Source organism: uncultured Bacteroides sp., from assembly GCF_910585845.1.
In the GTDB taxonomy this organism is placed as follows: Bacteria; Bacteroidota; Bacteroidia; order Bacteroidales; family Bacteroidaceae; genus Bacteroides.
This window is the reverse complement of the sequence record NZ_CAJUHF010000026.1, coordinates 23,652-46,040: the sequence shown is the minus strand read 5'-3', so window position 1 is coordinate 46,040 and position 22,389 is coordinate 23,652. Positions and strand designations below refer to the sequence as shown.

Here is a 22,389-nt window from a genome sequence, read left to right as displayed (position 1 = left end):
TTCGATATATTGTCTATTGACAATGGAAAGATACTTCAATTTCTTTTAGGAATTTAATAATTGATAATGGAAAGAGAATAGATAAACTATATATAATTCGTCGCAGTTCAAGAAGGTCTTATCAATATGTAGATTATGAAGAAACCTGGTCTGATTAAATTTTGGTTAGTATTGGCTGCCATATTAATAGCCATTGCTTCCCTTTGCGTTTCCCACACTCTTATTAACGATCTGTTTAACGAAGAGCGGGGGCGTATGGAACTATGGGCAGAAGCCATGAAGAATTTGCAAACGGCAGATGAGAATACTGATCTGACTATGGTTCTGAAAGTGCTGAATGCTAATCATACCATTCCGGTGATCGTGGCCAATCAGGCTGATGAAATACAAACTTATCGGAACATAAGGTTTACCTCTTCTGATACACTTGCCGTCCTGAAAGAGAATTTAAGCCACTTTGGTAGTGAACGCCATTGCATTCGGATTGATTTGGGTGACGGTGATAATGGTGATTATCTGAATGTGTACTATGGACCTTCCTTGCTTCTGACTCGTCTTGCAGTCTATCCTTATATACAATTGGCTGTGGTACTCATTTTTGTCTTAGTTGCCATATTCGCTTTGTTGAGTTCCAAAAAGGTGGAACAGAATAAAGTATGGGTCGGGCTTTCGAAAGAAACGGCTCATCAATTGGGCACTCCCATCTCTTCACTCATGGCTTGGACGGAACTGTTGAAGTCGAAATATCCGTTGGATGACCTTCTGCCGGCAATGGCGGAAGACGTGGAGCGTCTGCAGGTGATTGCCAACCGTTTTTCTAAAATAGGTTCCATCCCTGAATTGGAAAGTGTAGATATTAAGTTGCTATTGGAGAAAGTGACGGATTATATGGGGCACCGTACCTCGGATAAGGTAAAGATCATAACCCGTTTGCCGGACGAATATCCGATGTTGCGGTTGAATGCAGCTTTGTTTGAATGGGTGATAGAGAACCTTTGCAAGAATGCTATTGATGCAATGGGCGGAGTAGGCACCTTGATTATTTCGGTGCAAGAAACCTCGAAATACTGCTACATTGATGTGGCTGATACGGGTAAGGGCATCGATCGGCGCAATTTTGAAACTGTTTTTGCACCGGGTTATACGACTAAAAAGAGAGGGTGGGGACTAGGCTTGTCATTGGCACGCCGGATTGTGGTTGACTATCATTCCGGACGTATATTTGTGAAGCAATCGGAGATAAATAAAGGAACTATATTCAGAATAGAGCTTAAAAAATAAATATTTCGTTGCTAATTTATACATAATGAGGATAATTATTTGTATCTTTGTCGCCCGAATAAATGAAAGAAGCTTTGGGAAAGTTTGATAAATACAAAATAGACTTGAAAGGTATGCAAGCAGACTCTTGTAAATATGAGTTTGTCTTGGATAATCTTTTCTTCGTTAACATTGATGGACCGGAAGTACAGAAGGGTAAAGTCAATGTTACATTGGTTGTAAAGAAAACATCTCGTGCTTTCGAATTGAGTTTCCAAACGGATGGTATGGTATGGGTACCGTGCGACCGTTGTTTGGATGACATGGAGCAACCGGTTAGTTCTACTGATAAGTTGTTGGTGAAGTTCGGTCATGAATATGCGGAAGAGGGTGATAACCTCATTGTGATTCCGGAAGAAGAAGGGGAAATCAATGTGGCATGGTTCATGTATGAGTTCATAGCATTGGCTATTCCGATGAAGCATGTGCATGCTCCTGGAAAATGCAATAAGGCAATGAGTGGTAAGTTGCATAAGCATCTGCGTACGAAGGCAGGTGATGAGGATGCGGAAGATGAAATGTTCATGGGAGAAGACAATACGTTGCCTGATATGGGTGAGGAAGAAACGCCGATTGATCCGCGTTGGAATGAATTAAAGAAAATATTAGATAACAATTAAAGATTAAGAAAAATGGCACATCCTAAGAGAAGACAGTCTAAAACAAGAACTGCAAAGAGAAGAACTCATGATAAGGCAGTAGCTCCTACTTTGGCTATTTGCCCGAACTGTGGCGAGTGGCATGTATACCACACTGTATGTGGTGCTTGCGGATATTACAGAGGCAAGCTTGCTATTGAAAAAGAAGCTGCTGTTTGATTTGCAGCCTGATAAAGAATATACCTGAATGTCGGTTGTCTAAAAAGATTTATGAGGGTGAACCGGTAAACCTTTTTAGACAATCGTTGTTTAGGTATTTGTTAATTTAAGCAGGATTAATGGAAAAAATAAATGCAGTAATTACAGGAGTCGGTGGATATGTACCTGAGTATATCTTGACAAACGACGAGATATCAAGGATGGTAGATACCAATGATGAATGGATTATGACTCGTATCGGAGTAAAAGAAAGACGAATTTTGAATGAAGAGGGATTAGGTACTTCGTATATGGCGCGTAAGGCCGTTAAACAGTTGATGCAGCGTACTGGTGCCGATCCTGATGATATTGATCTGATTGTTGTCGCTACTACTACTCCTGATTATCATTTCCCTTCTACAGCATCCATCTTATGTGATAAGTTGGGGTTGAAGCATGCTTTTGCCTTTGATTTGCAGGCTGCCTGCAGCGGTTTCCTCTATTTGTTGGAAGTCGGGGCAAACTTTATTCGTTCGGGAAATTATAAGAAAATAATTTTAGTGGGTGCTGATAAAATGTCGTCTATGGTAGACTATACCGAGCGTGCCACTTGCCCGATATTCGGTGACGGTGCGGCTGCGGTGATGATGGAACCCACGACGGAAGATGTGGGTGTGATGGATTCTATCTTAAGAACGGACGGTAAGGGATTACCTTTCTTGCATATGAAAGCCGGTGGTTCTGTATGCCCTCCTTCCTATTTCACGGTAGACAATCACATGCACTTTATTTATCAGGAAGGCCGTACGGTATTTAAATATGCTGTTTCAAATATGTCGGATGCTTGTGCTGCTATCGCGGAAAGGAATCACCTGAACAAAGACAATATCGACTGGATTATTCCTCATCAGGCAAACTTGCGTATCATTGACGCAGTGGCTCATCGCCTGGAGGTTCCTCGTGAGAAAGTGATGGTCAACATCGAGCGCTATGGTAACACCAGTGCAGGTACTCTTCCGCTTTGCTTGTGGGACTTCGAAGATAAATTGAAAAAAGGAGATAATCTGATCTTCACGGCATTTGGTGCGGGATTTACTTGGGGAGCCCTTTACATGAAGTGGGGTTATGATGGAAAGAAACAGTAACTGACGTTACACTATAGAAATAAGAAAAACGCATCCTATTTTCGATGCGTTTTTTTGTCTCAACTAAAATATGGAATGTGATGCATAAAGCAGGTTTTGTAAATATTGTGGGGAATCCGAATGTAGGCAAGTCTACGTTGATGAATGCTTTGATAGGCGAACGGATTTCGATTGCTACTTTCAAGGCACAGACAACCCGTCATCGTATTATGGGAATATATAATACGGATGATATGCAGATTGTGTTTTCGGATACTCCGGGAGTGCTGAAACCGCAATACAAATTGCAGGAGTCTATGCTGAACTTTTCGACTTCAGCGTTGACGGATGCAGATGTTTTATTGTACGTGACAGACGTGGTTGAGACGCCCGACAAGCATAGCGAGTTTGTCGAAAAGGTGGCGAAAATGAATGTGCCGGTGCTATTGCTTATCAATAAGATCGACTTGTCCGATCAGGAGAAATTGGAGGCGATAGTGGAAGCATGGAGAGAATTGTTGCCTACGGCAGAAATTATTCCTATTTCTGCTTCGATGAAGTTTAATGTGGAATATGTGATGAAGCGGGTGAAAGAGTTGTTGCCCGATTCGCCTCCTTATTTTGACAAAGACCAGTGGACGGACAAGCCTGCCCGTTTCTTTGTTACGGAGATTATTCGCGAGAAAATCCTGTTGTATTATGACAAGGAGATTCCATATTCGGTAGAGGTAGTGGTGGAACAGTTTAAGGAAGACGCTAAGAAAATACATATCCATGCCGTGATTTATGTAGAGCGTGATTCACAGAAAGGGATTATCATCGGCAAGCAGGGTAGGGCATTGAAGAAAGTGGCTACGGAAGCTCGCCGTGATTTGGAGAAATTCTTTGGAAAAACGATTTTCCTGGAGACATTTGTGAAGGTGGATAAGGATTGGAGAAGCTCGGACAAGGAACTCCGTAATTTTGGTTATCAACTGGATTAAGAATATTCATACGACTGTGACAGTCGTGAAAAACAAGAGAGAAAACTATGGGAAATTTAGTTGCAATTGTAGGACGTCCCAATGTGGGGAAGTCGACCTTATTTAACCGCTTGACCCGGACACGTCAGGCGATTGTGAACGAAGAAGCAGGAACTACGCGTGACCGCCAGTATGGAAAGTCCGAATGGTTGGGAAGGGAGTTCTCTGTGGTAGACACCGGCGGATGGGTGGTAAATTCCGATGATATATTCGAGGAAGAGATACGCAAACAGGTATTGATGGCTGTGGAAGAAGCGGATGTCATTCTGTTTGTGGTGGATGTGATGAATGGGGTGACTGACCTCGACATGCAGGTGGCTGCGATTTTGCGCCGTGCCAAGAAGCCGGTATTGCTGATAGCCAATAAGACGGATAACGGAGAGTTGCAATACAATGCTCCCGAATTTTATAAGTTGGGATTGGGCGATCCTTATTGCATTTCAGCGATGACCGGCAGTGGAACCGGTGATATGATGGATCTGATAGTGGGTACATTCAAAAAGGATACAGATGAGATATTGGATGAGGATATTCCACGTTTTGCAGTGGTGGGACGTCCCAATGCCGGTAAGTCTTCCATCGTGAATGCCTTTATTGGCGAAGACCGTAATATCGTGACAGAGATTGCCGGTACGACGCGCGATTCCATTTATACCCGTTACAATAAGTTCGGGTTTGATTTCTACTTGGTGGATACGGCAGGTATCCGTAAGAAAAACAAGGTAAGTGAAGACTTGGAATATTATTCAGTAATCCGTTCTATCCGTTCCATCGAAAATGCGGATGTATGTATTTTGATGCTGGATGCCACGCGTGGTATTGAAAGTCAGGACCTGAACATCTTCTCTTTGATACAGAGGAATGCCAAAGGATTGGTGGTCGTGGTGAATAAGTGGGATTTGGTGCAAGACAAGACAGTGAAAGTAATGAAAACTTTCGAAGATGCCATTCGTAACCGCTTTGCTCCCTTTACCGATTTTCCTATTATTTTTGCTTCAGCTCTGACGAAACAACGTATCCTGAAGGTATTGGAAGAGGCACGCGAGGTGTACAATAACCGCATGACACGTATATCTACCGCCCGTTTGAATGAAGAGATGCTTCCGCTGATAGAAGCCTATCCGCCTCCTTCCATCAAGGGTAAATATATTAAGATAAAGTATATTACCCAGTTGCCCAATACCAAAATCCCTTCTTTCGTTTATTTTGCCAATCTGCCACAATACGTGAAAGAACCGTATAAGCGTTTCCTGGAGAACAAAATGCGCGAAAAGTGGAACTTGACGGGAACGCCGATTAATATTTACCTCCGCCAGAAGTAATACGTTTAGACTTAGAAATATTGAAATGAAACCATCTGATTTTATAATAAATCGGATGGTTTTTTCTTTTTTTCCTGGAATATGTAAACGAAAAATAGGTTTATATGGATATATTATCTATTTTTGTATAATAACTAAAAAAGAAAGAACGGATGAAACGTCAAGGGTGGTTGTTTGTGGCTCTTTGGTTCTTCTCCATAGCTGTGCTATGGGCGGAGGATGGGGGAGATTTGCACTCTCTGCGGCAACACGCCGCTCGCAATAAAAGTTTGGATAGCTATGTTGAAGTCTGTAAGTACCTCTATCAGACAGAGGAGGATGCAGATCTGTTGTTGCTCTATGCAGACTCCATCCATCAATTGGCCGTTGGCAGCGGGATGCCGGAACAGCTTGTAGAATACTATGTCTGGGCAAGTGAAGGGTATTTCATCAAGGGAGAGTTTGAGCAAGGATATGCGTTGAAACGTAAAGCGATAGCTTTAGCTGAGGAGATAGAGTTGCCGTTGCAGGTGACCCAAGCATGTTGCGATATGGGATATTACTGCAACACGGACGCCCGTTACGATTCCGCCCGCTACTATTTCCGTAAAGGGTTGAATGCCGGTCAGGATTTGCAGGGAATGGAAGACGTGTGCCGTACAATGCTGACCAATTATGCCAGTTCGTTCCTCTTCGAGGGACAGACAGATTCCGCTTTGGTCTATACGATTCGTGCCAGCGAACGTTCTGCGGCAGATAAAGATACGGCTATGCTGATTGAAAATCTAAACCAGCTGGGTACGATTTACCGGCGGAAGAAGGACATGGAGAATTGCATATACAACTTTGAACAGGCATTGCATCTGTGTGAATTACGCGGAAATCACAGTGCGGTCGCTTTCATCTATGGGAACATAGCGACTGCCTATTGTGACTGGAACCGGCCGCAAGATGCCATTCGTTTTTCGAGGAAGGCAGTGGAACATGCCTTGAAGACCGGAAACAAACGAAGGATCGGAGCGTGCTACGTCAATCAGGGTGCTATTCAGGTCAAGGTGGAGGAGATGCGTGCCGAAGGAATCACCATATTGCTGAAGGCTATCCCTATTTTGGAGCAGGTGAATGACAAACGGTTTCTGTGTGATGCCTACAATTATCTGGTCAATGCATACCGCTTGGAGGGAGACTTGGATGTGGCAATGCAATATTTGCAGAAGTTGGATAAGTTGGCACACGAGTTGCAGACTGATGCGGAACGTTTCCGATACTATCAGGCAAAAGCTGCTTTGTTGCAGGACAACGGAAACTATTCGGAAGCGAGTGCCTATTACCGGAGGATGACGGACATGCTTCGTGCCGGATATAAGGATACGCGCGATTATGACCATTATAAACATCTGTCTGAATGCTATTTGTCAATGGGTAACTACTCTTTGGCATACGACTATTTGACTCAGGCTTATGCTTTGCGCGACTCGGTGTTTCATACAGAACAGACAGAACAATTGTCCGAATACTCCGTGAAGTACCAGACGAAAGAGAAAGAACTGGAGATTGTGACCCTGAAGCGGGAGCAACTGGAGCGGGAGACTTATATTCTGCGCCATCGCATCGTGGTAGGTTCAGTGATTTCGTTGCTGATCATGTTGCTGTTGGGGTTGCTTTATGCCCGCCAACGGCAGAAAGCAAGGATAGCACTGCTGGCAAGTGCGGCAAGCGAGAAGGAGCGCCAGTTCGTTGAACTTCAGAAAGAAACAGAATTGCGCCTGACACGGAAGTACATTGATGGTTTGGAGAGTGAACGTGAACGGCTGGCAACGGAGTTGCACGATGATGTCTGCAACAGTCTGCTTGCACTTGAGATGAACATACGTGCCCTTTCCAGTGAGACAAATACGGAACTGGACGAGCAGCTGGATCTGCTCGACAATACCCGCGAAAGGGTGCGGACACTCTCACATGAATTGATGCCGCCTGTCTTCCAGTATGCCACGCTTGACGAAATGTTGGCTGACTATGTGCTACATCTCTCCTTGCCGGACAAGATGCGTGCGGAATATCACTCTACGGAGGGAGTCGACTGGAACCGTGTGCCTAAGTTCATAGGTTTTGAATGCTACCGTATCGTTCAGGAGGCGGTGAGCAATGCGTTGAAGCATGCCGGCAGCGACGCCCGGTTGAGTGTGGAACTGTCATTGGAGGAAGACAATCGCTGTTCCATATCCGTGTCGGATGACGGCAAAGGATTTGAAATGAACAAGAAAACCAATGGAATAGGATTGCAGACCATCCGGCAGCGAGCTGAGACAATTGGTGCTGAAGTTGAATTGGCTTCCGCTCCGGGAAGAGGAACCCGGTTGAAGGTAAGCGTGTTAATCTAGTCGAACGATGGAGAAGAAAGTAAAGGCAGAATTATTGGTAGTAGACGATCATAGCCTGGTGTTGGAGGGTATCTGTGAGGTGGTGAATAAAATGCCGGAGGCGGTAGTGGCGGATGCGGTGACTTCCGGCAAGAAGGCTATGGAGTTGATAGAGAAGCGGGACTATGATGCATATATAATGGATATCAGTATTCCTGAAATATCCGGTTTTGATCTGATTGCGCGAATCCGCGAGTTGAATGAGTTGGCGCGTATTGTGGTGATTACGATGCACGAAGAGATTTGGATGATCAACCGCTTGGCGCAATATGGAGTTAATGTCATTGTCTTGAAAACGTCGGCTACTACAGAATTGGTTGCGGCGGTCCGCAACGTGCTTCGTGGAGAGAGTTATACCTGTTCCCGATTCGCTTTCATAGCCCATAAACTGAGTTTGGGGATGGTGGGTATGCAGTCGAAGGATATCCCGACACGGCGCGAACGCGATGTGCTGGAAGCAGTGGCAAAGGGGATGAATACCCATGAAATTGCGCTTCTACTGAAAATATCGGAAAATACTGTGGAAACATTTCGCAAAAGGCTGATTAGTAAGTTTGAGGCGAAAAATGCTATAGACATGGTAGTCAAGGCGGTTTCTCAAGGATGGATAAAATTGGATTGAGTTGTGAATATTCTAAATGGTAACGGTTTACCGTGATTTTTTATTATCTAATTTTCCCTATCTTTGTTCCCGTAATTGAAATAGTGAAGGTGTGTCGTAAATGTTTTTTTGACACATTTCCTACAAGACAATCAAAGTATGTCGTGAAGATATATGTAGATTCTATTAACTGGTTTTATGAGGGAAAGAAGGTGTATCAAAACGCCTTTTTTAAGAAAATCACTCCTGCCACAGCTATTTGTGGCAGGGGTGATTCTTTCAATTCGGGCATTATGACACACCTTCTTTAGTAATAGTATGCTCCATGGTCTGCTATATGCAGCTACGTCGGACCGATGCTTTCGGTTCATCATCCTTCGATATTCTGTACTTCCACTTCTTTTACCTTGCGGAACAGATCTGAGGCAAAGATGAAATCGTTCAGTTTCTGGTTGCTGGAGGTGAAGATATCATCTTTACTGCCCTCCCACTCTTTGTGTCCGTCGTAGATATAGATGATTTTCTCTCCGATGCCCATTACGGAATTCATGTCGTGGGTATTGATAAGGGTCGTCATGTTGTATTCATGGGTGATGTCGCGCACCAGTTCATCAATGACGAGTGACGTCTTCGGGTCGAGACCGGAGTTGGGTTCGTCGCAGAACAGGTATTGGGGATTGAGGGCTATGGCACGAGCTATGGCAACGCGCTTCTGCATTCCACCACTGATTTCGCCGGGGAATTTATCTTTCGCGTTCGATAGGTTCACGCGGTCCAGACAGAACAGGGCACGCCGTGTGCGGTCGCGCAACGTGTCATTGCTGAACATGTTCAGCGGAAACATGACATTATCCAGCACGGTCATGGAGTCGAACAAGGCGGCGCTCTGGAAAATCATTCCCATTTCCCGTCTCAAAGCCTTCTTTTCCTTCTTTCCCATAGCCAGAAAATTACGATTATCGTATAACAATTCCCCCCGTTCGGGTGTAAGCAATCCGACAATGCACTTCATGAGCACCGTCTTTCCCGAACCGCTTTGTCCGATGATGAGGTTGGTTTTTCCGTTCTCGAAGGTGGTGTTGATATCTTTTAACACATCTTTACCTTCAAATGATTTCCAGAGTCCTTTCAGTTCAATCATCCCATTAAGAGTTTAGTTAATATTAAGTCGGCAAATAGAATCAGTACGCTGCTACACACCACAGAGTCCGTGGATGCCTTGCCGACCTCTATGGATCCTCCCTCAACGGTATAGCCGAAGAAGGCCGATACGCTGGAGATGATGAACGCGAAAAACAATGACTTGATGATGCCGCCCCAGATGAACCATTCCACAAACATATATTGCAAGCCGTATTCCAAATCTACAGCCGACATGATTCCGCCAAACCAGCAGGCAGCGAAGGCGCCGATGACTCCGGCGAAAATGCTGAACGTAACCAAGAACGGGATGGTGGTGACCATGGCAAAAATCTTGGGAAGTATCAGGTAATTGGCGGAGTTGATACCCATGATCTCAAGGGCGTCAATCTGCTGCGTCACCCGCATGCTACCCAACTCGGAGGCAATGTTGGAACCTACCTTTCCCGCCAGTATCAGACACATGATGGAGGACGAAAATTCCAGCAACATGATTTCGCGCGTGACGTAGCCCACTGTCCAGCGTGGCATGAACGGGCTTTCGATGTTCAGCTTGATCTGTATGGTAATGACCGCGCCGATAAAGAAAGATATCAGCAGGACAATACCTATCGAGTTCACGCCAAGTTGCCCTATCTCGTTGAGATATTGGTGGAAGAACATGCGCATGCGTTCCGGACGGGCAAAAGTGCGTCCCATCAGCTGGATATATCTTCCGACGGTTTTAAGTGCTTTTATCATGACTCTTAACTATTTTGTGTGCAAATATAGCCCATTTTCAGTTGATAATTGCTACATTTGCGGCAAAATGTGTGACTAATAGGGTCGTAAGCTGTAAGAATATGGAAGAGAGCAAAATGGTGCTTCGCACCGAAGATTTGGTGAAAAAATATGGAAAACGTACGGTGGTGAGCCACGTCTCCATCAATGTGAAGCAGGGAGAGATTGTAGGTTTGTTGGGGCCGAACGGTGCCGGCAAGACGACTTCATTCTATATGACTGTAGGATTGATCACGCCTAACGAGGGGCGTATCTTCTTGGACGATTTGGACATTACGAAGTATCCGGTGTATAAGCGCGCACAGACAGGTATTGGTTATTTGGCACAGGAGGCTTCCGTATTCCGTCAGATGAGCGTGGAAGACAACATTGCTTCCGTATTGGAAATGACGGACAGACCCTTGGAGTATCAGAAAGATAAGTTGGAAAGTCTGATTGCGGAATTCCGTCTACAGAAAGTGCGCAAGAACAAAGGTAACCAGTTGTCGGGAGGCGAGCGCCGCCGTACGGAGATTGCCCGTTGTCTTGCCATCGACCCTAAGTTCATTATGCTTGACGAACCTTTTGCCGGTGTCGACCCGATTGCGGTGGAAGATATCCAGCAGATTGTGTGGAAGCTGAAAGATAAGAACATCGGTATTCTGATTACCGACCATAATGTGCAGGAGACACTGAGCATCACGGACCGTGCCTATCTGCTATTCGAAGGCAAGATCCTGTTTCAGGGTACGCCGGAAGAGTTGGCAGAGAATAAGATTGTACGTGAGAAATATCTGAGCAACAGTTTCGTGCTTCGCCGCAAAGATTTTATGAAATGATTTTTAAATAGCTAAGAGGTAATCACCGTGTTTCGTTAGGAGTTAAATCCGATATTCTTGGTATGTATGTGTAAGAATATTGGCTTTAACTCCTTAACTTTATCATATCTCCTTAAACTTCCCGGTATCGGGAATAGTGAATTAATATTTCGGAGGTCTTGCTTCTTTGACTACCATGTTGCGTCCGAAGTATTCGGCGCCGTCAAGTTCTTCGATAGCTTTGGCAGCAGCGGCAGAATCTTCCATTTCGACGAATGCGATGCCTCTGAAGCGTCCAGTTTCGCGATCCTTGATGAATTTAACTCCGGTTACCGTACCGTATTCTTCCATGACCTTTTGCAGGTCTGATTCCCTAACTCTGTAGTTAAGGTTTCCTACGTAAATGTTCATAATGAAAATGTAAAATAAATAAATTGAATAAAACTCTCTACGAATAGTGATTATAATAATAAAAGGATTACAATAACAGAGAGTTTACAAAAGCGTTCTGATAAAAAACGGAGTAAAAACCATGCAATGGAAATCTAAATAAATAGTATATCGCTATTCCGCAACAAAGAAACGCAATAATATCGGATTGGCAATGCTTTTTTTACCTTTTTTTGTTCTTTGCTGCTTTTCAGACCATATTTCGCATCCAAAGGAGTGTTAATACCTGGCTGCCTCTTATCTCATATCCCCAAGAGACGAAGAGTTTTTTAAAACTGCTTCCTGCCAGAAGAGGACACAATCACATGGCTTATTGTGACAATTCCCGTAGAGAAATACATTTTTCTCCTATGTTTATTCTTATAGGATAGCTTGTTGGTGTATTAACTACCAATGTGGAACAGCTGTTCCATATATGTGGTTCTACTTCTCCACGATTGTGGAACACGTGAACCACGGACGTGGAGCAACTGTTTCACAGCTGTGGATAATCTATAAACATCGTACTTCAATAGGATGAACACAGGAGGTTATTACAATAAAAACGCAACATAAACAGATGTGCCTCCTGCCCGGCATAGGTAAGTACATGACGGAAACCGGAAAAGGAAACAGAATAATGGCAAAATAAACCGGAAAAACAGCCTTTAAGTAAGCGTCTCCGCGATGCCGTCTTGTTTTATTTACCGAAGTGGTGTAGGCGATTTTACCTACATCGCTGCTTACACCGCTACCTACACCGCTGTATTTGATTGTCAGACAGGAATGTAGCGCATGGGTGTAGGTGGTGTAGGTAAAATGCGCAAAAATCTCATGTATACGCGCGCGAAAGATTTTCGGAAATATACTCGGAGATATACAAAGTTACTTGTCCCTCTTGGCTTCTCACGAAATAATTCAGCATTGTTTTTTGAAAATTGAAAGAATAACACTAATTTTGCACCCTCATTTGAGATTGGAATAAAGTATAAATCAAATAAATAATTGTCAGAATGAACGTTTCATTACAAAACATTGACAAGGTAAGCGCTTTGCTTACCGTAAAACTTGAGAAAGCTGATTATCAGGAGAAAGTTGATAAATCATTGAAAGGCATTCGCCAGAAAGCCCAAGTTCCGGGTTTCCGCAAAGGAATGGTGCCGATGAGCCTGGTGAAGAAGATGTATGGTAAATCTGTCATTGCTGAAGAAGTGAACAAAACGTTGTCGGAAGCTGTATACAAGTATATCCAAGATAATAAGGTGAATATTTTGGGTGAGCCGCTGCCTAATGAAGACAAACAGCCGGATATCGACTTCGATACAATGGAAGAATTCGAATTCCTGTTCGACATCGCTTTGGCGCCGGAATTCAAGGCAGAAGTAACCGCTGAAGATGAAGTGGATTATTATACGATTGAAGTTACCGACGAAATGGTAGACAATCAGGTAAAAGCATATACTCAGCGTACCGGTAAATATGAGCAGGTAGAGGCTTACGAAGCTAACGACATGCTGAAAGGTCTGATCGCCGAGCTGGACGAAAACGGCAACACGAAAGAAGGCGGTGTACAGGTAGAAGGTGCTGTCATGATGCCGTCTTACATGAAGAACGACGAGCAGAAAGCCATTTTTGCTAATGCAAAAGTAAATGACGTGCTCGTGTTCAATCCCTATACTGCATGGGACGGTAATGCTGCCGAACTTGCTTCTTTGCTGAAGATCGATAAGGAAGCTGCTGCTGAGATGAAGTCAAACTTCAGCTATCAGGTAACTGAAATTACCCGCTTTGTTCCGGGCGAACTGAATCAGGAGATTTTCGATCAGGTATGTGGCGAAGGCGTAGTGAAGACAGAAGAAGAGTTCCGCGCTAAGGTGAAAGAAGTAATCGCCAACCAGTTCGTTGTAGACGGCGATTATAAATTCCTGATCGATGCCCGTAAGATGTTGATGGAAAAAGTCGGCAAGCTGGAATTCCCTGATGCACTGCTGAAACGCATCATGCGTCTGAACAATCAGGATAAAGACGAGAAGTTCGTGGAAGACAACTACGAAAAGAGCCTCGAAGAACTGACTTGGCATCTGATCAAAGAGCAGTTGGTAGAAGCTAACGGTATCAAGGTGGAACAGGAAGATGTAGCCAACATGGCGAAAGAAGCTACTCGCGCACAATTCGCACAATACGGCATGATGAGCGTTCCTGAAGATATTTTGGAGAACTACGCAAAAGAAATGCTGAAAAAGAAAGAAAGTGTAGAAGGTCTGGTGAACCGCGTAATCGAGACGAAACTGGCTTCTGCCTTGAAGTCTCAGGTGAGACTGAACAACAAGTCTATTTCGGCAGAAGAATTCAACAAAATGTTTGAATAAGCATTTTTGTGCAGAAATCGGATTATTAAGGAGATATTGAAGGAGTTAAGGGAATTTCGGTTAACTCCGTTAATCACTTAGAGCCTGTTTGAATTTTCCTCAAAAAGAACTCTCAAAAGAAAGCTGAACAAAATTCAAACAGGCTTTTAATTATAAAAAACATCAAAGAAACACAGAGTTTTATATCAATAACTCTGTGTTTTTTTGTGTCTCTGTGTTCTTTTTTGTTTCTTTGCATCCTCATTTTAAAAATCTAAAATAAATACACAATATGGATGATTTTAGAAAATACGCTACCAAGCATTTAGGTATGAACAGTCTGGTGCTGGACGATGTGATTAAGTCGCAAACCGGATATTTGAATCCCTATATCCTCGAAGAGCGCCAGTTGAACGTAACCCAGCTGGATGTTTTCTCCCGTTTGATGATGGATCGTATCATTTTCTTGGGTACTCAGATTGACGACTATACCGCCAACACATTGCAAGCACAGCTGCTTTATCTGGACTCGGTAGATCCAGGTAAGGATATTTCCATCTATATCAATTCGCCCGGAGGTTCCGTATATGCCGGACTGGGCATCTATGACACGATGCAGTTTATCACAAGCGATGTAGCTACCATCTGTACGGGTATGGCAGCAAGTATGGCAGCCGTGCTGCTGGTGGCAGGTGCCGAAAAGAAACGCTCGGCGCTGACACATTCCCGCGTGATGATCCATCAGCCGATGGGCGGTGCGCAAGGACAGGCGTCGGATATCGAAATCACTGCACGTGAGATCCAGAAGTTAAAGAAAGAATTGTATTCTATCATTGCCGACCATTCTCATACACCTTTTGATAAGGTATGGGCGGATTCAGACCGTGACTATTGGATGACCGCACAAGAGGCTAAGGAATATGGCATGATAGACGAAGTTTTGATAAAGAAATAAATATGGGAACTTCAAAAAAAAGCCAGTCGCCAACGTGTAACTTTTGCGGACGTTCGGAAAATGAAGTCGGATTCCTCATTACGGGACTGAACGGTCACATCTGCGACAGTTGTGTCACGCAAGCTTATGATATCGTACAGCAGGCGATGGGGGGTACGGGTAGTGCAAACGGCTCGTATAAAGGTAAAGGCGCATCGGCACTGAACCTGAAGAAACTTCCGAAACCGATCGAGATCAAGGAATTTCTTGATCAATACGTCATCGGTCAGGATGATGCCAAACGTTTCCTTGCCGTGTCGGTCTACAACCACTACAAACGGTTGATGCAGCAGACCGGTGGCGACGATGTGGAAATCGAAAAGTCAAACATTATCATGGTAGGAAGTACCGGAACGGGAAAAACATTGTTGGCGCGTACTATCGCCAAACTGCTTCAGGTGCCTTTTACTATTGTAGATGCTACGGTGCTGACCGAAGCCGGATACGTGGGCGAAGACATCGAAAGCATTCTCACCCGTCTGCTTCAAGTGGCCGATTACAATGTGCCGGAAGCCGAGCGGGGAATCGTGTTCATTGACGAGATTGACAAGATAGCCCGTAAGGGAGACAATCCTTCCATTACGCGCGACGTAAGTGGTGAGGGTGTGCAGCAAGGACTGCTGAAGCTGCTGGAAGGTTCCGTCGTGAACGTACCTCCCCAAGGCGGACGCAAGCATCCGGATCAGAAAATGATTCCGGTGAATACGAAGAACATCCTATTCATCTGCGGTGGTGCATTCGACGGTATCGAGAAGAAAATCGCTCAACGACTGAACACGCATGTGGTGGGTTATGGTGCAGTGCGCAACACGTCAGTGCTCGACAAGAACAACATGATGCAGTACATCGCTCCGCAAGACCTGAAATCATTCGGGTTGATACCCGAAATCATAGGTCGTCTGCCGGTGTTGACTTATCTGAATCCGTTGGACCGGACTGCCTTGCGTGCCATCCTTACGGAACCTAAGAACTCCATCATCAAACAATACATCAAACTGTTCGAGATGGATGGCGTGAAACTGACATTCGAAGATGCTGTCTTCGAGTATATCGTAGATAAGGCTGTGGAATATAAGTTAGGTGCCCGCGGATTGCGCTCCATCGTAGAGACCATCATGATGGATGCCATGTTCGAAACCCCTTCTGACTGTCCGGAAAGTTTTGTGATCACATTGGACTATGCAAAACGGCAACTGGAGAAAGTGAATATTGCAAAATTGCAAAATGCTTAAAATCAGGAGGTAGAAAACGTGAAAATCGGTTTTTTTGTTTTTTATTGAAAAATATTCATTGGATTATGCTTGATATTTAAGAAGTTGTTTATAACTTTGTTAGGGCTCTTTCGAGAAGACCACTAATCGAGATAGTAAACATCACTAATAAAACAACCTAATGAATCATGGCAGGGAAGAAGATTAATTTGACAGACCAATTGAAGAAGTACTTCGGATTTGACACGTTTAAAGGGAATCAGGAAGCTATTATACAGAATTTATTGGCGGGTAATGACACATTCGTGCTGATGCCTACGGGAGGAGGCAAATCGTTGTGCTACCAATTGCCTTCCTTACTGATGGAAGGTACAGGCATTGTAATATCTCCGTTGATCGCCCTGATGAAAAACCAGGTCGATGCGATGCGCAACTTTAGTGAAGAAGACGGTATTGCTCATTTTATAAACTCTTCCCTTAATAAAAGTGCGATAGACCAGGTGAAGTCTGACATCCTCAGCGGAAAGACCAAACTGCTGTACGTAGCTCCCGAATCGTTGACGAAAGAAGAGAACGTGGAGTTTCTGAAGACAGTCAAGATCGCTTTCTATGCTGTGGACGAAGCACACTGTATATCCGAATGGGGACATGACTTCCGTCCGGAATACCGTCGTATCCGCCCTATAATCAATGAAATCGGAAAAGCTCCGGTGATAGCTCTGACGGCGACTGCCACGCCTAAGGTGCAACACGATATCCAGAAGAACCTGGGTATGGTGGATGCCGTGGTGTTTAAGTCATCGTTCAACCGCCCGAACCTCTATTATGAGGTACGGCCTAAAACCAATAATATAGATCGGGATATCATCAAGTTCATCAAGAACAATCCGGAAAAGTCGGGCATTATCTACTGCCTGAGCCGGAAGAAGGTAGAAGAACTTGCTGAAGTTCTGCAAGCGAATGGCATTAACGCCCGCGCTTACCATGCAGGTATGGATTCTGCAACACGCACGCAAAATCAAGACGATTTCTTGATGGAAAAGATAGAAGTGATTGTAGCGACCATTGCCTTCGGTATGGGTATTGACAAGCCGGACGTACGTTTTGTCATTCACTATGATATTCCGAAAAGTCTGGAAGGATATTATCAGGAAACAGGACGTGCCGGAAGAGATGGAGGCGAAGGACAGTGTATTACTTTTTATACGAACAAAGACTTGCAGAAACTGGAGAAGTTCATGCAAGGAAAGCCCGTGGCAGAGCAGGAAATAGGCAAACAGCTTCTGTTGGAGACTGCCGCGTATGCTGAATCTTCTGTATGCCGCCGGAAAGCATTGCTGCATTACTTCGGCGAAGAGTATACGGAAGCAAACTGTGGAAATTGTGACAACTGTTTAAATCCGAAGAAACAAGTGGAGGCTCAAGAACTATTATGCACCGTGATAGAAACCATTCTTGCGGTGAAAGAAAATTTTAAAGCAGATTATATTATTGATATTATACAAGGACGTGAAACCAGTGAAGTACAGGCGCACCTGCATGAAGACCTGGAAGTTTTCGGCTCCGGCATGGGAGAGGAAGACAAGACATGGAATGCAGTTATTCGTCAAGCCTTGATTGCTGGTTACTTGAGTAAGGATGTGGAGAATTACGGCTTGCTGAAAGTGACAGATGCCGGAAAGAAATTCCTCAAGCATCCCAAATCGTTTAAGATAACCGAAGACAATGACTTCGAAGAGGTGGAAGAAGAAGCACCGGCACGTGGCGGAGGCGCCTGTGCGGTCGACCCGGCTCTTTATTCCATGCTGAAGGATTTGCGCAAGAAGTTATCGAAGAAACTGGAAGTACCCCCATACGTGATATTCCAAGATCCGTCGTTGGAGGCTATGGCGACTATCTATCCGGTTACCTTGGAAGAGTTGCAGAATATCCCCGGCGTAGGTGCTGGTAAAGCCAAACGTTATGGCGAAGAATTCTGTAAGCTGATCAAGCGTCATTGTGAAGAGAATGAGATCGAACGTCCGGAAGATTTGCGTGTCCGCACCGTAGCCAATAAGTCGAAATTGAAGGTGTCCATCATTCAGGCGATCGACCGCAAGGTGGCATTGGATGATATCGCCTTGTCCAAAGGCATTGAATTTGGTGAGTTGCTGGACGAGATCGAAGCCATCGTTTACTCCGGTACGAAGCTGAATATCGATTACTTCTTGGATGAAATCATGGACGAAGACCACATGCTGGACATCTATGATTACTACAAGGAATCTACCACCGACAAGGTGGACGACGCGCTGGACGAACTGGGTGATGATTTCACGGAAGAAGAAGTGCGTCTGGTCCGCATCAAGTTTATTTCTGAAATGGCGAACTAAGAGAGCCAGTTTAAATATTGTTCATCCTTCTTTTAAAGAAACTCAAAAGAAGCTGAATAAAAACTTTTTGAAGAAAATTTAAACAAGCTCTAAAATAAGTTGACTTTTCAACTATAAAAAAGAAAAAAATGTTGCGTGCAGGTATATGGTATTGAATAAAAACCGTATATTTGCACGCAATAAATTTTAAACGCATAGCCCTATGTCATTTATTGCTGATAAGATTGTAATGGATGGATTAACCTATGATGATGTTTTGTTAATCCCCGCTTATTCTGAAGTACTCCCCAAAACAGTCGAGTTATCGACTAAGTTTTCACGGAACATTGAGTTGAAAATACCGTTTGTCACGGCCGCTATGGACACGGTGACCGAAGCGAAAATGGCTATTGCCATTGCACGCGAAGGAGGTATTGGTGTTATTCACAAGAATATGTCCATTGAAGAACAGGCACGTCAGGTTGCCATTGTGAAGCGTGCAGAGAATGGTATGATTTATGACCCTGTCACCATTAAGAGAGGTTCTACCGTGGGAGATGCGTTGGCATTGATGGCAGAATACAGAATTGGCGGTATTCCTGTGGTGGACGACGAAAAGCATTTGGTCGGAATTGTTACTAACCGCGACTTGCGCTTTGTGAAAGACATGAACAAGCGTATCGACGAGGTTATGACAAAGGATAACATCATCACCACCAATCCTACGACCGATATGGAAGCTGTAGCACAAATCCTGCAGGAGCATCGGATAGAGAAACTGCCGGTTGTGGACAAAGACGGTAAATTGGTCGGTCTGATTACTTATAAAGATATTACGAAAGCCAAAGACAAACCGATGGCTTGCAAGGACTCTAAAGGTCGCCTGCGTGTAGCTGCCGGAGTGGGTGTTACGGCTGACACTATCGACCGCATGCAGGCTTTGGTAGATGCCGGAGCGGATGCGATTGTGATCGATACGGCTCACGGACACTCAGTTTATGTGATCGAAAAACTGAAAGAAGCCAAGAAACGTTTCCCGAATATTGATATCGTGGTAGGTAACATTGCTACAGGCGAAGCTGCAAAGGCTTTGGTTGAAGCTGGTGCCGACGGTGTGAAGGTGGGCATCGGTCCGGGTTCCATCTGTACTACTCGTGTGGTGGCAGGTGTAGGTGTTCCCCAGTTGTCTGCTGTATATGATGTGGCTAAAGCACTGAAGGGTACAGGCATTCCTTTGATTGCCGATGGTGGTTTGCGCTATTCAGGCGATGTAGTCAAGGCTTTGGCTGCCGGAGGATATTGCGTCATGATCGGTTCGTTGGTAGCCGGAACAGAAGAGTCTCCCGGTGATACGATTATCTTCAACGGACGTAAGTTTAAATCATACCGTGGTATGGGTTCGTTGGAAGCTATGGAGAATGGTTCAAAAGACCGTTACTTCCAGAGCGGAACGAGCGATGTGAAGAAACTCGTACCGGAAGGTATCGCTGCGCGCGTGCCTTATAAGGGAACTTTATACGAGGTTATCTATCAGTTGGTAGGCGGTCTGCGTGCCGGTATGGGATACTGTGGTGCTGCTAATATTGAGCAATTGCATGACGCTAAGTTTACCCGTATCACCAATGCCGGTGTGTTGGAAAGCCATCCTCATGATGTGGCCATCACGAGCGAAGCGCCGAACTATAGCCGTCCCGAATAATTAGAATATTGTTAGAGCCTGTTTAAATTTTCTTCAAAAAGAACTCTCAAAAGAAGGCTGAAGAAAGTTTAAACAGGCTCTTAATATCTAATCATGGGTTGGGACGTTTTAAGACTCCCCAATGGAAATCGCCCCTATCACAGGATTGGAACTCTATTTCCGAAGTCGGATATAAAACTTCGAGAATATAGTTCCAATCCTGTGATAGGGGCCATTTTTTTTGTTAAAAGGGATATTGGAACAGGGCTTTATTGAGCGAAAATCAATTGAAAAGCAGGTTCTGATATTTGTCTCACGAGACGGGCAAATTCGTCTCGTGGAACGAAAAAAAACATCCCATGAGATGAAAAAATCCATCCCATGAGATGAAAATTTTCATCTCACGAGACGAAAATATCCGTCTCGTGAGACAAAACAAAACGAAAAGAAACCTATGATAGGCAAGCAATATAATGGTAGGTTTTCCGTTATATCAGTGTTTTTTCATAGCGATAAGATATATGATAAGATGTGGATTGACAATCGTTTTTCTGTATATGGTGTGTTGGGCTTCTGCCCAGCAGGATCCGGTGCTGATGCGTATTAACGGGAAAGATGTACTCCGTTCCGAATTTGAGTATATATATAATAAGAACAATTCTCTTGCCGGAGTGGAGCAGAAGACCTTGCAGGAATATGTGGACTTGTTCGTGAACTTTAAACTGAAAGTTGCTGCGGCTGAGGCTGCCGGGATGGATACAACCCGTGCTTTTCGTGAAGAGCTGGAGGGATATCGCCGCCAGTTGGCAAAGTCCTATCTGACGGATGAAAATGTTTCGGAAGCAGCTGCCAGAAAAGTGTACGATAAAATGAAAGCCGGTCATCGTGCAGGGCAGGTGCTGGTCAGCCATATATTCAAGTATCTTCCCCAGACGGTAACTGCCCATGCACTTCGAAGTGCGGAACACCAGATGGACTCCATCTATGCGGTATTGCAGAGCGGGAAGGTCGATTTTTCCTCCTGCGTATCAACGTATTCCGATGAAAAAGAATCTTTCTGGGTGAGTTGGTTGCAAATGCCGGCCGAGTTTGAAGATGTTGCTTTCAGCTTGCCGACCGGAGAAGTGTCGCGTCCCTTTTTTACACCGCAAGGTATCCATATCGTCAAAGTCCTTGACCGTAAGGAAATCCTTCCTTTTGCTGAAGTAAAGAGTGAAATCATCCGCCGGCAGGCGCGCCATCATGGCTCAGACAAGGGAACGGAGGCGTTGGTGGAAAGATTGAAGAAAGAGTATGCATATACGCCTGATAAAGCGGGAATGGATGAATTGTTTTTGAAGGGAAGTACGGATAAAAGACTGTTTGTGATAGACGGCAGGGAATATACAGGAGAGATGTTTGTCCCATTTGCTGCCGCGCATCCGCAAGGTGTGAAACGCCAGCTTGCCGGTTTTGTGATGAAATCAGTGCTTGATTATGAATACACCCGTCTGGAGCAGAAATATCCGGAGTTCCGTATGCTGATGCAGGAGTATAGGGACGGTATGCTGTTGTTCGAAATCAGTAATCGGGAGATTTGGGAACGGGCTTCTCAGGATGAAGCAGGGCTGAAGGCATACTTTACCCGAAATCATTCGGATTATCTTTGGGAAACTCCTCGCTATAAGGGAATTGTGCTGCATGCTACCACGAAACAGGTGGGAAAACAAGCCCGTAAGATGCTTAAATCTTTGCCGGAAGAAGAGTGGCAGAATGCGATCCGGCTGATGTTCAATGCAAAATTCCGGCAGGTACAGGCAGAGCAGGGATTGTTTGCTCCGGGAGATAATCCTTATGTGGATGAGAAAATCTTCGGAAGGGGTAAAGCCGAAACCATGACGTCATTTCCTTTTACTACTTTGCTGGGTGAAAAACTGAAAGGACCGAAAACCTATCAGGAGGTGCGCGGAGCAGTGGCGGAAGACTATCAGAACTATTTGGAAAAATGCTGGACAATGCGGTTGAGGGCAGATTTTAAGGTTGAAATAAACCAAGAGGTTTTAAAAACCGTTAATAATCACTGATGCAACCGATTAA

The 22,389-nt window shown here is 44.5% G+C and carries 18 protein-coding genes; 15 read left to right on the top strand and 3 right to left on the bottom strand.

The window, feature by feature from the left end:
* Nucleotides 1-135 precede the first annotated feature (135 nt).
* From QZ323_RS08980 to QZ323_RS08945, 8 genes are all read left to right on the top strand, one after another.
* Nucleotides 136-1,281: a HAMP domain-containing sensor histidine kinase gene (locus QZ323_RS08980; RefSeq protein ID WP_294634271.1), complete on the top strand. Its 1,146-nt coding sequence runs from the start codon at nt 136-138 to the stop codon at nt 1,279-1,281.
* A gap of 74 nt (nt 1,282-1,355) precedes the next feature.
* Nucleotides 1,356-1,940, top strand: a complete 585-nt coding sequence (locus tag QZ323_RS08975; RefSeq protein ID WP_294634273.1) for a DUF177 domain-containing protein — start codon at nt 1,356-1,358, stop codon at nt 1,938-1,940.
* Nucleotides 1,941-1,952: 12 nt separating this feature from the next.
* Nucleotides 1,953-2,138, top strand: coding sequence for a 50S ribosomal protein L32 (rpmF, locus tag QZ323_RS08970; RefSeq protein WP_002562387.1), 186 nt, complete (start codon nt 1,953-1,955; stop codon nt 2,136-2,138).
* 119 nt (nt 2,139-2,257) lie between these two features.
* Complete coding sequence (locus QZ323_RS08965; RefSeq protein ID WP_294634269.1) at nt 2,258-3,262, top strand: beta-ketoacyl-ACP synthase III; 1,005 nt, start codon at nt 2,258-2,260, stop codon at nt 3,260-3,262.
* An 80-nt stretch (nt 3,263-3,342) separates the two neighbouring features.
* Nucleotides 3,343-4,224: a GTPase Era gene (gene era / locus QZ323_RS08960; protein WP_294634268.1), complete on the top strand. Its 882-nt coding sequence runs from the start codon at nt 3,343-3,345 to the stop codon at nt 4,222-4,224.
* A 47-nt stretch (nt 4,225-4,271) separates the two neighbouring features.
* On the top strand, nt 4,272-5,585 hold the full coding sequence (der, locus tag QZ323_RS08955; protein ID WP_294634267.1) for a ribosome biogenesis GTPase Der: 1,314 nt from the start codon (nt 4,272-4,274) through the stop codon (nt 5,583-5,585).
* 152 nt (nt 5,586-5,737) lie between these two features.
* Nucleotides 5,738-7,945 carry a tetratricopeptide repeat-containing sensor histidine kinase gene (locus QZ323_RS08950; protein WP_294634265.1) on the top strand — a complete coding sequence of 736 codons (2,208 nt, stop codon included), beginning with the start codon at nt 5,738-5,740 and terminating at the stop codon, nt 7,943-7,945.
* Between the two features lie 7 nt (nt 7,946-7,952).
* Nucleotides 7,953-8,606: a response regulator transcription factor gene (locus QZ323_RS08945; RefSeq protein WP_294634264.1), complete on the top strand. Its 654-nt coding sequence runs from the start codon at nt 7,953-7,955 to the stop codon at nt 8,604-8,606.
* Between the two features lie 349 nt (nt 8,607-8,955).
* Here the strand turns inward: QZ323_RS08945 and QZ323_RS08940 are convergent, their stop codons facing one another.
* Both QZ323_RS08940 and QZ323_RS08935 read right to left on the bottom strand, forming a co-directional pair.
* Nucleotides 8,956-9,726, bottom strand: a complete 771-nt coding sequence (locus QZ323_RS08940) for an ABC transporter ATP-binding protein (RefSeq protein ID WP_294634262.1) — start codon at nt 9,724-9,726, stop codon at nt 8,956-8,958.
* Nucleotides 9,723-10,466 carry an ABC transporter permease gene (locus QZ323_RS08935; protein WP_294634261.1) on the bottom strand — a complete coding sequence of 248 codons (744 nt, stop codon included), beginning with the start codon at nt 10,464-10,466 and terminating at the stop codon, nt 9,723-9,725. Before QZ323_RS08935 ends, QZ323_RS08940 begins: the two co-directional genes overlap by 4 nt.
* Before the next feature lie 101 nt (nt 10,467-10,567).
* On the opposite strand from QZ323_RS08935, the gene lptB reads away from it, so the two are divergent.
* Nucleotides 10,568-11,323, top strand: coding sequence for an LPS export ABC transporter ATP-binding protein (lptB, locus tag QZ323_RS08930; RefSeq protein WP_294634259.1), 756 nt, complete (start codon nt 10,568-10,570; stop codon nt 11,321-11,323).
* A gap of 141 nt (nt 11,324-11,464) precedes the next feature.
* Here the strand turns inward: lptB and QZ323_RS08925 are convergent, their stop codons facing one another.
* Nucleotides 11,465-11,713 (bottom strand): RNA-binding protein, encoded by a 249-nt coding sequence (locus tag QZ323_RS08925; RefSeq protein ID WP_294634257.1) that lies wholly within the window; start codon nt 11,711-11,713, stop codon nt 11,465-11,467.
* A 1,031-nt stretch (nt 11,714-12,744) separates the two neighbouring features.
* On the opposite strand from QZ323_RS08925, the gene tig reads away from it, so the two are divergent.
* The 6 genes from tig (at nt 12,745) to QZ323_RS08895 (ending at nt 22,376) form a co-directional block, all read left to right on the top strand.
* Nucleotides 12,745-14,100 (top strand): trigger factor, encoded by a 1,356-nt coding sequence (tig, locus tag QZ323_RS08920; RefSeq protein ID WP_294634255.1) that lies wholly within the window; start codon nt 12,745-12,747, stop codon nt 14,098-14,100.
* 271 nt (nt 14,101-14,371) lie between these two features.
* Complete coding sequence (gene clpP / locus QZ323_RS08915; RefSeq protein WP_294634254.1) at nt 14,372-15,034, top strand: ATP-dependent Clp endopeptidase proteolytic subunit ClpP; 663 nt, start codon at nt 14,372-14,374, stop codon at nt 15,032-15,034.
* A 2-nt stretch (nt 15,035-15,036) separates the two neighbouring features.
* Nucleotides 15,037-16,305 (top strand): ATP-dependent Clp protease ATP-binding subunit ClpX, encoded by a 1,269-nt coding sequence (gene clpX / locus QZ323_RS08910; protein WP_294634253.1) that lies wholly within the window; start codon nt 15,037-15,039, stop codon nt 16,303-16,305.
* A 167-nt stretch (nt 16,306-16,472) separates the two neighbouring features.
* Entirely contained in the window at nt 16,473-18,656 is a 2,184-nt protein-coding gene (gene recQ, locus QZ323_RS08905) for a DNA helicase RecQ (protein ID WP_294634252.1), read from the top strand.
* A 202-nt stretch (nt 18,657-18,858) separates the two neighbouring features.
* Complete coding sequence (guaB, locus tag QZ323_RS08900) at nt 18,859-20,334, top strand: IMP dehydrogenase (protein ID WP_294634250.1); 1,476 nt, start codon at nt 18,859-18,861, stop codon at nt 20,332-20,334.
* Nucleotides 20,335-20,834: 500 nt separating this feature from the next.
* Nucleotides 20,835-22,376 carry a peptidylprolyl isomerase gene (locus QZ323_RS08895; RefSeq protein ID WP_294634249.1) on the top strand — a complete coding sequence of 514 codons (1,542 nt, stop codon included), beginning with the start codon at nt 20,835-20,837 and terminating at the stop codon, nt 22,374-22,376.
* Nucleotides 22,377-22,389 lie beyond the last annotated feature (13 nt).

What these genes read in the sequence shown, in the direction of transcription:
- QZ323_RS08980 (WP_294634271.1), top strand. Translation starts at nt 136, where the DNA reads ATGAAGAAACCTGGTCTGATTAAATTTTGGTTAGTATTGGCTGCCATA.
- rpmF (WP_002562387.1), top strand. Translation starts at nt 1,953, where the DNA reads ATGGCACATCCTAAGAGAAGACAGTCTAAAACAAGAACTGCAAAGAGA.
- QZ323_RS08965 (WP_294634269.1), top strand. Translation starts at nt 2,258, where the DNA reads ATGGAAAAAATAAATGCAGTAATTACAGGAGTCGGTGGATATGTACCT.
- era (WP_294634268.1), top strand. Translation starts at nt 3,343, where the DNA reads ATGCATAAAGCAGGTTTTGTAAATATTGTGGGGAATCCGAATGTAGGC.
- der (WP_294634267.1), top strand. Translation starts at nt 4,272, where the DNA reads ATGGGAAATTTAGTTGCAATTGTAGGACGTCCCAATGTGGGGAAGTCG.
- QZ323_RS08950 (WP_294634265.1), top strand. Translation starts at nt 5,738, where the DNA reads ATGAAACGTCAAGGGTGGTTGTTTGTGGCTCTTTGGTTCTTCTCCATA.
- QZ323_RS08945 (WP_294634264.1), top strand. Translation starts at nt 7,953, where the DNA reads ATGGAGAAGAAAGTAAAGGCAGAATTATTGGTAGTAGACGATCATAGC.
- QZ323_RS08940 (WP_294634262.1), bottom strand. Translation starts at nt 9,726, where the DNA reads ATGATTGAACTGAAAGGACTCTGGAAATCATTTGAAGGTAAAGATGTG.
- QZ323_RS08935 (WP_294634261.1), bottom strand. Translation starts at nt 10,466, where the DNA reads ATGATAAAAGCACTTAAAACCGTCGGAAGATATATCCAGCTGATGGGA.
- lptB (WP_294634259.1), top strand. Translation starts at nt 10,568, where the DNA reads ATGGAAGAGAGCAAAATGGTGCTTCGCACCGAAGATTTGGTGAAAAAA.
- QZ323_RS08925 (WP_294634257.1), bottom strand. Translation starts at nt 11,713, where the DNA reads ATGAACATTTACGTAGGAAACCTTAACTACAGAGTTAGGGAATCAGAC.
- tig (WP_294634255.1), top strand. Translation starts at nt 12,745, where the DNA reads ATGAACGTTTCATTACAAAACATTGACAAGGTAAGCGCTTTGCTTACC.
- clpP (WP_294634254.1), top strand. Translation starts at nt 14,372, where the DNA reads ATGGATGATTTTAGAAAATACGCTACCAAGCATTTAGGTATGAACAGT.
- clpX (WP_294634253.1), top strand. Translation starts at nt 15,037, where the DNA reads ATGGGAACTTCAAAAAAAAGCCAGTCGCCAACGTGTAACTTTTGCGGA.
- recQ (WP_294634252.1), top strand. Translation starts at nt 16,473, where the DNA reads ATGGCAGGGAAGAAGATTAATTTGACAGACCAATTGAAGAAGTACTTC.
- guaB (WP_294634250.1), top strand. Translation starts at nt 18,859, where the DNA reads ATGTCATTTATTGCTGATAAGATTGTAATGGATGGATTAACCTATGAT.
- QZ323_RS08895 (WP_294634249.1), top strand. Translation starts at nt 20,835, where the DNA reads ATGATAAGATGTGGATTGACAATCGTTTTTCTGTATATGGTGTGTTGG.